Here is a 16,336-nt window from a genome sequence, read left to right as displayed (position 1 = left end):
CTAATCAAAAACAACAAAAACTTATATGTAGAGCTTGCTTCAATAACTAATCAATCCTGATATTGCTTTTTTATTACTTTTTCAGCAAGCCCTAATTATATAGTCGATAAATTCAGCGCCCATCGTTCCCGGATAGCCCAAATAGCTGACTTGGATGGGAGCAGGTCGTAAAGCTAAAATAGCGCTGCGAGAACCAGCAGTGTAACCTTTGAGATCGATTAATATCTGAATGCCATCATCATAAATCTGGCGGGCGCTTTCTTCTATAGATAAAGTCGTAATATCTTGGAAGTGTTCGCAGTTAGCAGAGATGTGTTGGCGGTATTCGCTATTGTCGTCTGCGCCAAAAGAGTAGGCAAATATCTCAAAATTAGCCTGATCGTGCAGGTTAAACAAGCTTTTGATCAGATGACTGGTAGCATGGTTGCGGAAATCATTGGATAAATAGCCAATGCGTAGCCGCCCATTCAAGGAACGAGAATGAGTAAAATTCAGAGATTGTTGTACCCATTGTTTCTGGATATTTTCGCCGTGTGTACGAGCGATTTTTAGCAAAAAAGTCCTATCCCAAGACTTGTATATGGTATCAAAAGCGCAGATTGTTGTCGGTTCTGCTTTCTCAACCTCTTGAAGAGTTTGTTCCCAGATGCGAGTTAAATCAGACTCACGACTACGCCAATCGCAAGTCATTTCTTTGAGGTAAAACAGGTAATTGAAGGCTTCAGCCGAGTCTGGTTGCAGTTCTAAAACCTTTTTAAATATTACCCTAGCCTCATCTAATTGACCATTACCAGCGATCGCCAAAAATATCAGCGCTGACCCCAAACGGTTGTAAGCTTTAATATAATCTGGTTTGTGGTGAATGGCAGAACGATAACAAGCAATCGCACCTGCAAAATTTTCTTGCGCCTCTAATACAATCCCCAAATTCAGATAAGCTTCGGGATAACCGGGATTTTTTTGTAAAGCCTCCTGAAACTTCGCTGTTGCTGCTGATAGCTTATGTTGCATTTGCCAAGCTAAACCCAGATTATTGTGAGCAAAAGCATAGTTCGGGTTGCTGAGAATTGCAGATTGAAAATAAGCGATCGCTTTTTCTAAATTTTTCTGGGCTACGCAGACAATACCCAAATTATTTTGTGCTTCAGCATATTTAGGGTTAATTGTCAATGCCTGTTGGTAAGCCAAAACAGCTTGGTCAGTAGCGGCGGTTTCACAGAAGACACCCTCGCTTTCACCGACCCAAACAACATTATTACTGGCAATTATGCCAACGGTGTTTTAACCTTAACTGGCACTGCCACCGTCGCCCAATATCAAACTGCCCTGCGTTCTGTCACCTATCAAAATAGCAGCGACAACCCCAACACCACCGCCCGCACCATCAGCTTTGTCGTCAATGATGGCAGTTTAAATAGCAACCCTGCTACCCGTGACATTGATATCACTGCTGTTAATGATGCCCCCACAGATTTGGAGTTGAGTGCCAACACAGTCAACGATGAAGCACCAGCCAACACCGCCATCGGTACATTCAGCAGCACCGACCCAGATCAAAACGATAATTTCGTATACAGCTTAGTTTCTGGAATTGACGATAATAATGCCTTCACCATTGATGGCAATACCCTCAAAATCAACAATTCTCCAGACTTTCAAACTAAGGCTACTTACCAAATCCGTGTCCGCACTACTGATGATGGTAATCTCTCCTTTGAGAAGGAGTTGACTATTAATGTTAATGGCGAAATACCCAGCCGTCTAACTAACCCCGATGATGATGTCTTCAACATTAACGGTCAGGATGCCAAGCAAACACTGGAAGTCCAACTGACTGGACACAATTCTCAACTGGTGAATGAACTGGGTTTATTTACTGTTGATGATCCTCAAGGTACGATTAACGGTATTGCTCCTGGTGCTGAAGGTTATGCCCAAGCTGCAATACTTCGCTCACAGGTAATTTTATCTGCGATCGCTAATACCCCCAATGGTTTTGATGCTAATAATCTCAGCAGGCTGCTGCAATTGAATTCTGGTCAGAATTTTAGATTCTTGTTAGTCCAAGACGGTACGCTTAATGCTGTACGCAACGATCCAAATTCCATCGGCAAGTTACTGTTTTCTAGTGTCTCAACCCAAAAAATTACCGACTTGGGTGATAATAATTTCTCTTTAGGTTGGAAAGATGCTTCTGGTAAGAGTTCTACAGATTTTAACGATCTGGTGGTGAAAATTAACCAGACTGATCAAGCTTTACCTTTGGGTACAAATCTCCAAGGTCAATTCCAAGGGGAAGTGATTGATTTACGAGATGTCAAACAACCAGTCCAAGCACAATTTAATGTTTACAGAGAGGCATCTTACAACGATTATGTCGGCTTTTATCAGGTGACTGATGCAAATGGGGGAATTGATACCAATGGTGATGGCAAGGCTGATATTCTCACGGGACAGGCTGGTTATATTCAAGCTGCTGTGAGTAGTCGGGTTGCTGGTATTGATTTGAGTGTGAGTAATCAAGGTTCTGCTACTGACAATGGTGTGTTCCAACCTGGTGCGATTTTTGCTCCCTTTATTATTGTCAATGGTAGACCGGATGCGCTTTTAGATAACAATCCTAATAACGATCCGGCGGTTTATTTCCCATACTTGGGTGCTAATTCTGATAAGACGGATCACATTCGCTTGTTAGCTAGTAATACTTTTGGCTTTGAGGATTTAGCCAACGGTGGCGACAAGGATTTCAATGATCTGATTATCAAGGCTAATTTGACTACTGGTGGGCTTGCTTAGGGAACTCCAAGAAATAAATTATCCAATATTGTGGGGTGGGCATCTTGCCCGCCATATAGCCTGGGTGGGCGTCTCGCCCGCCCCACATGAGTTAATTGGATATTTTTTTATTTGGAAGTCCCTTAGTTGAGTTGCAAAACGCTTTAGATCCCCGACTTCTTAAAAGACATCTGGTGAAAATGATTGTAGAGACGTAGCACTGCTACGTCTCTACAAGGATTCTGGATAACGCATATTTAATTTCTGGAGATGTCTAAAGAAGTCGGGGATCTCACCACCAAGTGATTTTACTGAAAAACGACTCAGCAATAGACGACCATCAAATACTCGTTCATTTCCCTTATAAAAACTTATGCAAATGCATTTGCATAAGTTTTTAACTTTGTAGTGAGAAGTACTTTAAGTTACTTAACGCATCACACGCTACCCACTTTTACGGTTAGCGCTAGGATAGCTATGTATTTTATTAAAGTATAAATATGGCTCAAACTTTTTACGTAAATCCAGTATCAGGCAGCGATACCAACGCCGGTAGTCAACAAGCCCCCTTCAAAACGATTACCCAAGCCCTCAAGGTAGCTACTGTTGATACCAAGATTCAACTGGCAGATGGTAATTACAATGCTGCTAGCGGTGAAGTGTTTCCGCTAACGGTTCCATCTGGTGTGACAGTGGTGGGGAATGAAACCAACAAAGGTAATGGTATTTTGATTGAAGGAAGTGGTAACTATCTAAGCCGTACTTTTGCTGGTCAAAATGTCACATTTGTGTTGCTGGACAAAGCCGAACTCCGGGGAGTGACTGTAACAAATTTGGCTAGCCGTGGTAGTGGTGTCTGGATTGAATCAACTGCCCCGACTGTTGCTAATAGCACCTTCATCAATAACAAGCGGGAGGGAGTATTTGCTACAGGCGATGCTAATCCAGTTGTTCTAGGTAATGTGTTCAGTGATAATGCAGCTAATGGAATTGCGATCGCTAAAAATTCTAAAGGTCAAATTGAAAATAACACCTACTCGAAAACAGGTTTTGGCATTGCCATTAGTGATACTGCATCACCCACCCTTCGAGATAACAGAATTTCTGAAAACCGTTCTGGGATTGTCATCTCTGGTAGCGCTCGTCCCGTATTACGTAATAATGTCAGTGAAAATAACACTGATGATGGTATCACAGTAATTGGAACTGCTCTCCCGGATATCGGCAGTAACAATAATCCAGGGGGTAATACTCTACGCAATAACGGTAAATTTGATTTGCAAAATGCCAGTTCCAACAAGCTGGTGTCTCTAGGAAATAAAATAGATGCGTCTAAAGTCACCGGAAACATAGAGTTTGCAGATAGTCCGGTTCCAACGCCAACCCCAACAACTCAAACCCCAACAAATTCAACCCCAACAACTCCAATCCCGACAACCCCAACCCCAACAACACCAACCACTCCAACAAATTCAACCCCAACCCCAACAACACCAACCACTCCAACAAATTCAACACCGACAACTCCAACACCAACCACTCCAACCCCAACAAATTCAACACCAACAAATTCAACACCAACCCCAACAACTCCAACAATACCAACTCCAACAATACCAACCCCAACAAATTCAACACCGACAACTCCAACTACTACAACTCCAACCCCAACAACCCCAACTCCAACGCCTACAATCGAATTAACTGATATTACGAATCATTGGGCAGGTGGATTTATTCGGGAATTAGTCAAATTGGGGATAATTAATGGTTTTCCCGATCGCACATTTAAACCCGATGCAACTATGACACGGGCACAATACGCGGCATTACTGGTAAAAGCTTTCAACCCCTCGCCAAATCGTCCAGCAAGCAAATTCAAAGATGTACCAGCAGATTTTTGGGCATCCAAGGTAATTCAGCAGGCATATCAAGGTTTATTTCTCTCTGGTTTTCCCGATAATACTTTTGGCCCCAACAAAAATATCCAGCGCGTGCAAGTGATTGTCTCCCTGGTGAATGGATTGGGGCTATCTAGCGATGGTACGGCAACTATCAAAGTTTTCGATGACCAAGCCAAGATTCCTGAATATGCCAAGGATGAGGTAGTAAAAGCTATAAACAAGGAAATTATCGTCAATAACCCGAACCCGAAACAACTCAATCCTACCCGCGATGCTACACGTGGTGAAGTAGCGGCGATCGTGTATCAAGCTTTGGTAGATGCTGGGCGGGTAGCAGCGATCAACTCGCCCTATATAGTGACTGCTTGATTAGTCAACTTAAACCTCGGCGAATAGAATAGACATTTCCGAAAAAGAATTGTTTTGACGTAGCAGTGCTACGTCTCTACAAGGGTTCTGGGTAACGCATATTTAATTTCTGGAGATGTCTATTGTCTCGTTGTCTCGTTCCCAGTCTCCGACTGGGAATGCTTGTCGTTGAGGCTCCGCCTCGCTTGCTGGCGGCAGAGCCACTTTTGAGTTGCATTTATTTCCAGCCAGAGGCTGGAAACGAGGTTTTAAAGGAGTTTCAGCTTAAGTTGACACCAATGGGCAAAACTCTTCCCCTACCTCCATTTCTCCCCCTACTACCTCCTTCAATTTTTGGAATTCCCTACTTTTAATAACCGTTTTTGTACAGCAACAACCACAGCTTGAGTACGGTTGCTCACTTCCAATTTATGTAAAATAGCGTGGACATGAACTCGCACTGTTCCAGGTGCAATACAAAGTGCGAGGGCAATTTCTTGATTATTTTTTCCGGCTGCTAACAGCGACAAAATTTCTTGTTCGCGCCCAGTTAGAGGATTAGCAGGCTTTGAGATTTTTTCTGAGTCAGTTAGAGACGGTTCAGATACAAAGGAAGAACGAATCTCTTTTGTTGCAGTTTCGTCCCACCAGGAGGCTCCAACAACTACAGAACGTAGTGCCAACACTAGTTTTTCGGCAGGAATTCCTTTGAGACAGCATCCTTGAACGCCTGTTTCAATCAATCGCACAATTAGGGGCTTTGGCGAATGGGAAGTCAGAACTAAAATTGGCAGATTGGGATTTTGCTGCTTAATTTGTCTACAAGCTTCGATTCCCCCGATTGCTGATAAACCCACATCTAACAGCACTACATCCAGAGGATTTTGCTTGACTAATTCGATCGCTGTTTTACTATCTTCAGTTTCAGCAGTAATCTCTAACCCTGGTTCTTGTTGCAATCGTATACGTAAGCCTAATCGGAAGAGTTCATCATCCTCAACTAAGAGAATTTTGATTGGAGTAGAGGACATTTCACATAGTTCGAGAAGATTGAAATGGGTAAACGGGCAGTTTGAAAGCAAACATCGCACCAGTTGTGACTCTATTCTCTGCCCAGATTATACCTCCGTGGGCTTCAATAATTTGCCGAGATAGGTAAAGCCCCAATCCAGAACCTTTAGCTTGGCGATCGCTATGTCCCTGGTAAAATCGCTCAAATAGGTGAGTAAACTGTTCCACCTGAATGCCTGCACCTGCATCTAAAATTTTCACCACTTGATAAGAAGGTTGTGGTTTTAAGACAACTTCCACCCGACCGCCACGCAGGGAATGATTAATGGCATTCACCAGCAGATTATTAAAAACTCGTTGCAGTTGCAAAACATCACCCTGAACCCACAGTGCGTGTCGCCAATCAGAATCTTCATAAGTAACCGAGAGATGAACACGACGATTGGCAGCTAATTCAATCAAATTGCCAGCCGCTTCTTCTGCTAAAGTAGTTAAATCCACGGGTGCTAAGTCCAGCTTTAAGCCTTCAGTATCGTTGCGATAGATATCTAACAAAGTTTCTACTAGTTGCAAAGAAGTCTTGTGACTGCGTTCCATTGTCCCTAAGACTTGTTGCTGACCTGGTAAGACAGGGCCAAATTTTTCTTGTTGAAATGCTTGAATTGTCTCAATTGCTCCTAGTAACGGTGTTTTCAAATCATGAGTGAGTGCCGAGGCAAAGTCTTCTCGGAGTTTGACTAATTCCTCTTGAGATTCTAGCTTGGCACGGGTGAGAGCGATCGCTTCTTGAGAATGACGTAAGCGATCGCTTAAAATACCTGTTACAATCAACGCCATCGAAGCAATTGCTCGACTGGCAACTGTCGATACCTTAATGACTTCACCTCCTGGCAACCAAAGATTCAAAATTGTTAAGCATACAGCAACGACTGTCACTTTAAAAGTTGCCATTCTTCCAAACCATGAGTTTGCTAATAATATTGGACCTATATAAAGATATCCAAATACATATTCAGTTGGGGTCTCAAACTCCATAAACATGACAGTGAGAAACAATCCAAATATGACTGATAATTTACTTAATTGTGATTTATTAGTCAGCATTTTAGCTGAAAAAAATATCATTTAGGATAGACTTTTTAATTGGTTTTGTTAACTACTTAAAAAAGAATTCAGAAGTCAGAATTCAGGAGTCAGAATTAAAACAAGTCGCAAGTCGCAAGTCGCAAGTAAGTTTTGTGAAAGCGACGCGCAAAGCGAGTCTGCGATAGCGCCGGCGGCAAGCGAGTACTCGAGCGTCGCGTCCGGGGATTTAGACCCCGACCCAAAACTTACCGGTTATTGAACCGGGGGACTTAAACCCACGGTACTCTGTTAATAAGTAGGGGATTCAGACCCACCACTGATTAAAGACCACTAAATCTCCGATTTAGTGGGGGAGCAAAAACGCCGTTTATTCAGACGCTCGTTCGCGTAGCGTGTCGCAGACAAGACTCGCTCTAAGCGTTCGCGCAGCGTCTCGTAAGAGAAGCCATGCCGTTCGCGTTAGCGTCTCTGAAAGAGAAGGCTTTATGCTGCGCTATCCGCCAGTTGCACAGAATTCAATTCTGAATTCTAACTCCTGACTCCTGAATTCTGTTTGTTAACCGAAAAGTAGATTCTTGTCTTAATTTTAGTAAGATTTACTTTATTTGTAACAGTCCAGATAGCATTTAAATAAAAAATATACTCTTAGTTTAGAGACAGTTTATACAAAGTATGCTTTTGATTTAGACATTTATAATAGTTATGCACTGTACAAAATAATCATCTTGTGTATCAAGATAAATACTTCGTTTCAGTTATTTAAGCAAGGTCAAAGATAAGTTTTTGTTGTCCGCAGCTAGCAAAATCATAAGGCTCGGTTATGTTAATTGCTAAAAAAGGTCTATTTTGGAAAAATAGACATAAAAAGGCACAAAAAACCTGTGACAGGTGAGTAGAAAGATTCATGACTAAAAAAATAATAGCAATCACAGTTAGAGTTGTATGATGAGGAAGCAAAAAAATTGTAGGTTGGGTGGAGGCTTTGCCAAAGCCAACATCCTGATATATGTTGGGTTGCGCTCCACTCCACCCAACCTACGTCTAATACTTTAAATTATCAGAAATTTGTCCAAAAATTATTGAATGTTACGAGACATCAAATGCTGACGCACACTAATAGACATCTCCGAAAAAGAATTGTTTTGACGTAGCACTGCTACGTCTCTACAAGGGTTATGGGTGACGCATATTTAATTTCTGGAGATGTCTAATGTACCCAATTCACTAAACTGTCACTCCCTCCAGTTCCTCATCTGTCAACTCATACAATTGGCGCAATTTATCTAACTTATCACTATCAGCTTCCCAGAAACCCCGCCCATGCGCCTCTAACATTCTCCCTAAAATATTGCGAAAAGCTTCAGGATTTGCCTTGCGTAATTTATCCGCCATCTCTGCATCTAAGGCATAAGTATCTGCCGCTTGATCGTATACCCAATCATCGGTAAAATCGGCAGTACCACCCCAACCAATCAACGCCGTCATCCGTTGGGAAATTTCAAAAGCACCACCAGAACCTTGATTCGCCATAGCTTGTGCCCATTTGGGATTTACCAATTTGGTGCGGTATTCCATTCGTAGCAAATCATCTAAATTGCGGGGTGTAGTATCCTTCGAGAAACTTTCCACAAAGCTGGTTGTAACCTTCTTACCGCCTTGTTTTTCTGCTGCCCTTTTCAAACCGCCAGTATTAGCGTAATATTCTTGAATATCAGTTAAACCATATTCTACCGAATCAATTTCTTGAACAATGCGATCGCTAGTTTTTAACAAAGTATTCAAAACTTCCGGTCTAGCTTGACCTTTATCTTCTCTCCCATAGCTAAACACATTGCGACTTTGCCAAGTATTCCCCAACTCCTCACCAGATTCCCAATTACCATCAACCACCCGATCATTTACCAAAGAACCAAAATCACCCGCCGGATTAGAAAACAATCTCGCCGATGCATTTTCCACACCTTGGGCTTTCAAAGCCAAAGCGTGTTTTCTAACAAAATTTTCATCTTCCGATTCATCAGCATCAGCCGCCCGTTGAAATAAATCATCCAACAATTCGATAATATTGACAAAACTATCCCGGAAAATCCCAGATAAATTACCCAACACATCAATGCGGGGATGTCCAACCTCAGCCAACGGCTTCAACTCATAACGAACAACTCTACCAGTTCCTTCCTTAACAGGTTCAGCCCCCACCAACTCCAACAGAATGCCTAAAGATTCACCCTTAGTTTTAATCGCATCCAACCCCCAAAGCATCACCGCCACCGTTTCCGGATATTTCCCATATTCATCCAAATGCTGGCCGATAATTTTTTGACCAATTTCCCGTCCCCGTTCATACGCCGCAGGTGAAGGCATCCGATAAGGATCTAAAGCATGAATATTTCTCCCAGTCGGCAAAACCCCAGCCCCATCCCTTAACAAATCCCCCCCAGGCGCAGGCGGAATATACTCCCCATTCAACCCCCTTAACAAATTCGTCAACTCATCCGTAGATTGCATCAACAAATCCCTTATTAACCTTTCCTCCTCCTCTCTCTCCTCTCTGTGTTCTCCGCGCCTCTGCGGTTCGTCTCCAAAATAAGCCTCCAAATAAGATCCCAACTCCTCCTCATTCGGCTTTTCCCCCAAAGTATGCAGCCCCGAAGAAAACAACCGATTTTCTAAAACCTGCAAATATCCATACAACTCCACCAAATAATCATCAAAAGCATGAACGCTAAACATCCGCACATTCTCTGGAGTAAACGCAATCCCCAACTTCCTCGCATCCGCAAACGGACAATCAGCATCCAACCCAGAGTCTACAATTTTTTTACAAATCCCTTCCTTCAAAACATAATTCTTTTGCGGATCTTCGCGATACTCCGAAATCAAATCCCGCAACCCCACCAATTCCTTATATAAACCTGCACGACCATAAGGCGGTACATTATGAGAAATTAACACACCATAACCGCGACGTTTTGCCAACATCGATTCAGACGGATTATTCGCCGCATATATATATAGATTAGGCAAATTTTCTAACAGAATATCCGACCAAGAATAACCCGTATTACCCAACGGCGAACCAGGCAACCATTCCACAGTTCCATGCATTCCAAAATGAACTACAGCATCAGCTTCAAACTCATTTTGTAACCATTTATAATAAGCAACATATTGCGGATGAGGCGTTAAATCTCGTTCAAACATTAAGCGCATCGGGTCGCCTTGTATCCCCAAAGGTGGTTGTACACCTATCCACACATTTCCTAATTGCACACCACCAATTTGGAATTCATCGCCATAAGTTTTAATCCCAGTTCCCGTGAGAGATTTCCATTGTTTTTCAATGCGGGAGGTTTGCAGATATCCTAACCATTTTTCTAGGGTGCGAACATTGACACTATTTGTGGGGTGGGCATCTTTATCTAGGGGCGGGCAAGATGCCCACCCCACAAGAGGATTAGCTTCATCTGCTTCTTTTACCCAGCGAATCAATTCTTCGCCATCTTCCGGTAAATCTCCCACGGTATAACCTTGTTCTTTGAGTGCGTGGAGAAACTTCAGCAAACTACGCGGCACATTTAATAATGCAGCCGTCCCCACAGCCCCATAACCAGGCGGAAACCCATATAAAATAATCGCTATTTTGCGTTCCGATGCAGGTTTTTGCCGCAAAGCCACCCAACTTTTTACCCTACCAATTAATCGCTGCACCCGTTCGGGAACCAGATAAATATTTTCACCCACCAAACCACCAAGGGGAACGGTATCAATAGCGCCATCTAATTCTGGTAAGGCGTATAAAACCACACTTTGCAAGCCGCCGATACCTTGGCGCGTCCACGAGGAAATATCTTGAATTAATAATGGTGCAGCAACAATATAAGGTACATTCTTGGCTGTGAGGATGCGCTTTGCTACTTCTATTTGGCGGCCTGCTTCCATTGAACCAGCCGGGCCACCCACTAAAGGAAAGCCAATTGTAGAGACGATCGCATCTACTTTTACTGCTTCACTTGATAGTGAGAGAGTTTCTATATTGCCTAGTTGTCGTTGCTGAATTTCATAGTCGGTTGTCATTAAATCTCGTACTGCTACGTGTCCTTCTACGCCGTTGATGAAGATGGGTAAAGGAGTTAAGCCGGCTTTTTCAAAACTGCGAATTAGCTGGGGAATATAGGGTTGTTTGGTGATGACGTGTTTTCGGTAGAGGAGAATTCCGATAATCGGTTTTGTAGAGACGCGATTCATCGCGTCTATTGGGAAGACGCGATGAATCGCGTCTCTACAATGGGTTTGATGCCATTCTAAATATTTGCGGGGCGATTCAAAAAATCCTTGATAGTCGGGGTGGAGTAATCCGATGTTGGGGGTTTCGACTAGCGGGGGAATGTCGCCGACTTTTAAACTTAAATATTTTTCTGCTAGTGTCCAGAATAATGAAGCGACGTTTTCTGAACCGCCAGCATTCCAGTAACCATAGATAATTAACCAGTTGCGTAAGTCTTGGACTTTTTGCACTGGGACATATTTCAGTAGTTTGGGGCCAATTTTTAAGAAGCTGATGTAACCAGCCAGTTTGTCTTCTTCTCGTCCGTTACTAAATTTGTCGAGGATGAATTTAACGGGTTTGGGCATTCCTTTGGGTTTGTCGCCAATGGCAAAGTCACCCAATTTGGTTAAACTCATCAATTCTAAGGCTGACTCAAACACTAGACGGATGGGAATTTGGGAAATGCGATCGCGCAACCACACAACCTGGTCATAATCAAATAGTAGGCTACCGAAAAACACATCAGCGTCATGCAGTGCGGCTTCTACCTCAGCACGTTGACTGGTAAGATCGCGATCGCTAAATACCCGAATATCCAACTGTGGACAGCGAGAGTTAGCCAAAAAAGCTGCTTTTCTATACAAGTCCGCGTTGAACGATTCAAACCCAGCAATCAAGACGATGCGTTTCATGCCTGTAAGCTACGAAATATTTCTTTACTTAAATTTTAGATGCAATCTCTAGATTTTGTGGGTCAGTTACCTGCAAACTGCTGTAAGTTCAAAAATAAAAAGGAGTCAGAATTCAGAATTCAGAATACTCTACCCATGAAGGGATAGAGTAATAACATTGTTGTTTAAAATTCAATACTAGTTTCGCGCCACTTGTGGGCGTTAGCGCGGCGGGACGTACCCCTACGGGGAAGCAAGCTACGCGGTAGCGTCTCTAAGAGTTGTACAGTTGTAAACCAATATTCATTATCCAGTCGTACAGAATTCATACTGAATTCTGACTCCTGAGTTCTGAATTCTTCTTATAAAATCGGATGCGATAGTATCGAGGAAATAGAGTCATGTTGAAGGTTTTTGCTGACCGTGGTGGCACATTCACAGATATTGTTGCTGTTACTAATAATCAAGCAATTATAGATAGACTCTTAAAATATCCTGAGCGTTTTTTAATTGTGACTCTGCCCAATCGGCAATGGATTATAGTCTATAAACTACTTTCAGAAAATCCCGAACAATATCAAGATGCAGCTATTCAAGGTATTCGGGATATTATCGGTATTGCTAATAACGAACATATTCCAACTGAAGCAGTAGAAGTTGTAAAAATGGGGACAACAGTAGCTACAAATGCGCTGTTAGAAAGGAAAGGCGATCGCGTCGTTCTTCTCATCACCAAAGGCTTTAAAGATGCGCTAAGAATTGGCTACCAAAACCGTCCTAACATCTTTGCCCGTCATATTGTTTTACCAACAATGCTTTATGAACAGGTAATTGAAATAGATGAAAGGTATGATGCTAACGGCAATGAATTAATACCGATAAATATTGAACAAGTAAAAAGTGACTTACAAGCAGTTTATCATACAGAAATTCGGAGTTGTGCGATTGTTTTTATGCACAGCGATCGCTATCCCAAACACGAAAAACAAATAGCCCAACTTGCCTTAAAAATTGGCTTTACTCAAATATCCGTATCCCATCAAGTTAGTCCTTTAATGAAGTTGGTTAGCCGAGGGGATACAACAGTAGTCGATGCTTATTTAACTCCTATTCTGCGTCGTTACGTTAACCAAGTAGCGAGTCAGTTACCTGGAGTTAAATTAATGTTCATGAAATCTGACGGAGGTTTAGTTACAGCCGAGCAATTTCAAGGAAAAGATAGTATTTTAAGTGGCCCGGCTGGCGGTATTGTTGGCGCAGTTCAAACTAGTAAAAGAGCAGGTTTCGAGTTAGTTATTACCTTTGATATGGGAGGAACAAGTACAGATGTTGCCCACTTTCAAGGAGAGTATGAACGACAACTAGATTCAGAAATAGCTGGGGTGCGGATGCGAGTTCCTGTATTAGCAATTAATACCATTGCTGCTGGAGGTGGTTCAGTTCTCTTTTTTGATGGTTCTAGTTATCGTGTTGGCCCTAAATCTGCTGGTTCAAATCCTGGGCCTGCTTGTTATCGACGTGGCGGGCCATTAGCGGTTACTGATGCCAATGTGATGTTAGGTAAAATTCACCCACAATATTTTCCCTCGGTTTTTGGTATTGATGGCAATTTACCTTTAGATAAAGATACTGTAATTCAGCAATTTACCCAATTAGCCCAAGACATTCAAGCCGCTACATTAAATCATTTTACTCCCGAAGCAGTAGCCAGTGGATTTATTGCGATCGCAGTGGAAAATATGGCGAATGCAATTAAAAAAATTAGTATGCAACGCGGTTATGATGTTAGCCAATATGTGCTTTGTTGTTTTGGCGGTGCTGGTGGGCAAGTTGCTTGTTTAATTGCCGATACCTTGGGAATGAAAAAGATATTTCTACATCCTTATGCTGGCGTTCTCTCTGCTTACGGAATGGGATTAGCTGATGTGCGGGCAATTAGAGAAGGAGGAGTTGAACAACCTTTAAATCAAGTATTAATTCCTCAATTACAGCAGTTAATGGCATATTTAGAAACTCAAGCTAGAAGTGAAATAGATGAGGCACTGAGTCAAGTAGAAGTAATCCGAAAAGCTAATTTAAAATATGAGGGTACTAACTCTACATTGACAGTTAATTTTACTGATAATGTGGTATTGATGCGACAAGAATTTGAGACTGAACATCAATCTCGTTATGGTTTCATTCAATTAGAGAAAAACTTAATTGTCGAATCCGCTTCAGTGGAAGTAATTCAGAAAATGGATACTCCTGAAGAACCTTTAATAATTCGTACTCGACCTTTAGATGAAGACCCCGTATCTGTTGAGACAGTAAAGATGTTTACTGCTGATAGATGGTATGATACTCCTGTTTATCGACGGGAAGATTTACAACCGGAAGATATTATTAATGGCCCTGCGATCGTTGTGGAAAAAATTAGCACAATTGTCGTGGAACCTAACTGGCAAGCGAGATTAACTACAAAAAATCATCTAATCTTAGACCGTAAATATTAATTAATTCATTAGGGTTAGTCTGTAAATTACAGGATAATCAATATCAAGTCACTTGTAGTAAACCTAAATAGAAGTTAAATGTCACCTTACGTTTATCCGGTTATTAAAACCGCAGAAATAGAAACGACATTCTCAGAATTAGCAGAACAATGGCGGCGTGAAACAGGAATGCTCTCTATTGCTTCCAAAATATCAATGCATCCCGCTTATCAAAGAATAATCGGGATGGGACAACCTGTTGTTCCTTTAATCATGCGTGAACTTGAGCGCGAACCAGACCATTGGTTTTGGGCCTTAAGTGCAATTACAGGAGCAAACCCTGTCAAAGCCGAACAGCGTGGTAGACTTCAGCAAATGGCTGTAGCTTGGATTGAATGGGGGAAAGCAAATGGATATAGATGGTAAGTTGGAAAGGTACAGAGAAAATAAATTTCCCAACTTATACCATACTGAATATTCTGTAACCAGCAAGCAAAGCACATCATATAATTGTTTTGCTTGGGCTGCGGGTGAGGATGAACGCTGGTCGAGTCCAATAGACCCAGATAATATGTATTACTGGGTAGAAGGTGTAACAGCAGAATTAACTATGTCAGCTTTTATGCAAGCATACAAAAGCTTAGGGTATGAGCGAATGGCACTAAGAAAAGCCCAAAAGCATGTGTAGCCTCGTTCCCAGCCTCCAGGCTGGGAATGTATTCCGAGGGGCTGCTGCCTCTCGTCAAGCTACGGAGGCGGAGCCTCCCAGAATGGGTTCCCAGCCTCCAGGCTGGGAACCAGTCAAGATATTATTAATGGCCCTGTGATCGTTGTGGAAAAAATTAGCACAATTGTAGTTGAGCCTAACTGGCAAGTGAGATTAACTACACAAAATCATCTAATTTTACAGCATCTATCAACAGGCTATAGATAGAATCTGTCTAACAGTGTTAACGCTAAAAATTAGAATTGAGATAGAAATCAAAAATGGGCGAGGTATCCACCATCAACCGCTAAAATCTGACCAGTGATATAGGACGCAGCTGGAGAAGCAAAGAAAACGACAGCACCAGCAATTTCTTTTGGATCTCCCCAACGACCAAGGGAGGTTCGTTTTTCCAACCAAACGGCGATTTCTTTATCAGCAACCACATCTGCATTGCTCTCAGTCGCGAAAAAACCCGGAGCAACACCATTGACAGTTATCCCAAACATTCCCAGTTCAGCAGCAAGAGCGCGAGTTAGTGCTTCGAGTCCACCTTTGGCAGCAGTATACACGGCATCGCCTGCACCTGCGATCGGGCCAGCGATTGACGTTATGTTGATGATTTTTCCTTCGCCATTCTTAATCATCAGCCGTGCTGCTTCCTGGCACAGATTGAAGGAAGCAATAAGATTGGTGTCGATTAACCGACGCGCCGCATTCATTTCAAATTCCAAAAAACTGCGGCGATCGCGCATACCAACATTATTTATGAGGATATCCAGATGCCCGTATTTTTCTCGAATTTCGCTAAACGCTTTTTTAACGGCTGCTTCATCTGTAATATCTAATTGCAATGGCAAAGCTGATCCGCCAACTGCGGTGACAGCTGCAACTGCGCGATTTAGCTTTTCATGGTTCCGCCCATTGATAAGAACAAAAGCCCCAGCACTCGCAAGTGCTTTGGTGATTTCTAATCCTAATCCTTGCCCTCCTCCAGTAACTAGGGCAATTTTCCCATCCAATGAAAATTCAGGTAGTGTCACAGCGTTTTCTTTCTGAATTAATTCTTTAACAATTTATCACTTTTGATC

The 16,336-nt window shown here is 42.4% G+C and carries 11 protein-coding genes and 1 pseudogene; 6 read left to right on the top strand and 6 right to left on the bottom strand.

Translation table 11 applies throughout. The annotated features are described in order from the left end of the window. Positions 1–81 precede the first annotated feature (81 nt). Positions 82–1,188: an O-linked N-acetylglucosamine transferase, SPINDLY family protein gene (locus V7K76_RS28840; protein ID WP_334774517.1), complete on the bottom strand. Its 1,107-nt coding sequence runs from the start codon at positions 1,186–1,188 to the stop codon at positions 82–84. On the opposite strand from V7K76_RS28840, the gene V7K76_RS28835 reads away from it, so the two are divergent. The 3 genes from V7K76_RS28835 to V7K76_RS28825 all read left to right on the top strand — a co-directional run bounded on the left by V7K76_RS28835 (position 1,177) and on the right by V7K76_RS28825 (position 5,401). Then, positions 1,177–2,796: a DUF4114 domain-containing protein gene (locus tag V7K76_RS28835; RefSeq protein WP_334774518.1), complete on the top strand. Its 1,620-nt coding sequence runs from the start codon at positions 1,177–1,179 to the stop codon at positions 2,794–2,796. The two genes, V7K76_RS28840 and V7K76_RS28835, sit on opposite strands and share 12 nt — an antisense overlap. 479 nt (positions 2,797–3,275) lie before the next feature. Continuing rightward, complete coding sequence (locus V7K76_RS28830) at positions 3,276–5,048, top strand: DUF1565 domain-containing protein (RefSeq protein WP_334774519.1); 1,773 nt, start codon at positions 3,276–3,278, stop codon at positions 5,046–5,048. A 122-nt stretch (positions 5,049–5,170) separates the two neighbouring features. Next, positions 5,171–5,401, top strand: coding sequence for a hypothetical protein (locus V7K76_RS28825; protein WP_335030293.1), 231 nt, complete (start codon positions 5,171–5,173; stop codon positions 5,399–5,401). On the opposite strand, the gene V7K76_RS28820 is transcribed toward V7K76_RS28825, so the two are convergent. The 4 genes and pseudogenes from V7K76_RS28820 to bchH form a co-directional block, all read right to left on the bottom strand. Beyond that, a complete protein-coding gene (locus V7K76_RS28820; RefSeq protein ID WP_334951090.1) occupies positions 5,375–6,058 on the bottom strand; it encodes a response regulator transcription factor in 684 nt (227 codons plus the stop codon). The two genes, V7K76_RS28825 and V7K76_RS28820, sit on opposite strands and share 27 nt — an antisense overlap. 1 nt (position 6,059) lies before the next feature. Then, complete coding sequence (locus V7K76_RS28815) at positions 6,060–7,163, bottom strand: sensor histidine kinase (protein WP_334951088.1); 1,104 nt, start codon at positions 7,161–7,163, stop codon at positions 6,060–6,062. Between the two features lie 720 nt (positions 7,164–7,883). Beyond that, positions 7,884–8,069, bottom strand: a pseudogene (locus V7K76_RS28810) (IS5/IS1182 family transposase); the annotation flags it as partial. A gap of 279 nt (positions 8,070–8,348) precedes the next feature. Then, complete coding sequence (gene bchH, locus V7K76_RS28805) at positions 8,349–12,086, bottom strand: magnesium chelatase subunit H (RefSeq protein ID WP_334774522.1); 3,738 nt, start codon at positions 12,084–12,086, stop codon at positions 8,349–8,351. Between the two features lie 380 nt (positions 12,087–12,466). Between bchH and V7K76_RS28800 the strand changes: the two genes are divergently transcribed. The 3 genes from V7K76_RS28800 (at position 12,467) to V7K76_RS28790 (ending at position 15,227) form a co-directional block, all read left to right on the top strand. Continuing rightward, entirely contained in the window at positions 12,467–14,560 is a 2,094-nt protein-coding gene (locus tag V7K76_RS28800; RefSeq protein WP_335030292.1) for a hydantoinase/oxoprolinase family protein, read from the top strand. A 78-nt stretch (positions 14,561–14,638) separates the two neighbouring features. Beyond that, positions 14,639–14,965: a hypothetical protein gene (locus V7K76_RS28795; protein ID WP_334774524.1), complete on the top strand. Its 327-nt coding sequence runs from the start codon at positions 14,639–14,641 to the stop codon at positions 14,963–14,965. Further along, entirely contained in the window at positions 14,949–15,227 is a 279-nt protein-coding gene (locus V7K76_RS28790) for a DUF7689 domain-containing protein (RefSeq protein ID WP_334951085.1), read from the top strand. The genes V7K76_RS28795 and V7K76_RS28790 overlap by 17 nt, the downstream gene beginning before the upstream one ends. Positions 15,228–15,520: 293 nt before the next feature. On the opposite strand, the gene V7K76_RS28785 is transcribed toward V7K76_RS28790, so the two are convergent. Continuing rightward, a complete protein-coding gene (locus V7K76_RS28785; protein WP_334951081.1) occupies positions 15,521–16,288 on the bottom strand; it encodes an SDR family oxidoreductase in 768 nt (255 codons plus the stop codon). Positions 16,289–16,336: the final 48 nt, after the last annotated feature.

Origin of the sequence: Nostoc sp. (genome assembly GCF_036917975.1) — a bacterium.
Lineage (GTDB): Bacteria > Cyanobacteriota > Cyanobacteriia > Cyanobacteriales > Nostocaceae > Nostoc.
Note: the sequence above shows the minus strand (reverse complement) of the source record. Positions and strands in the feature narration are given on the sequence as shown.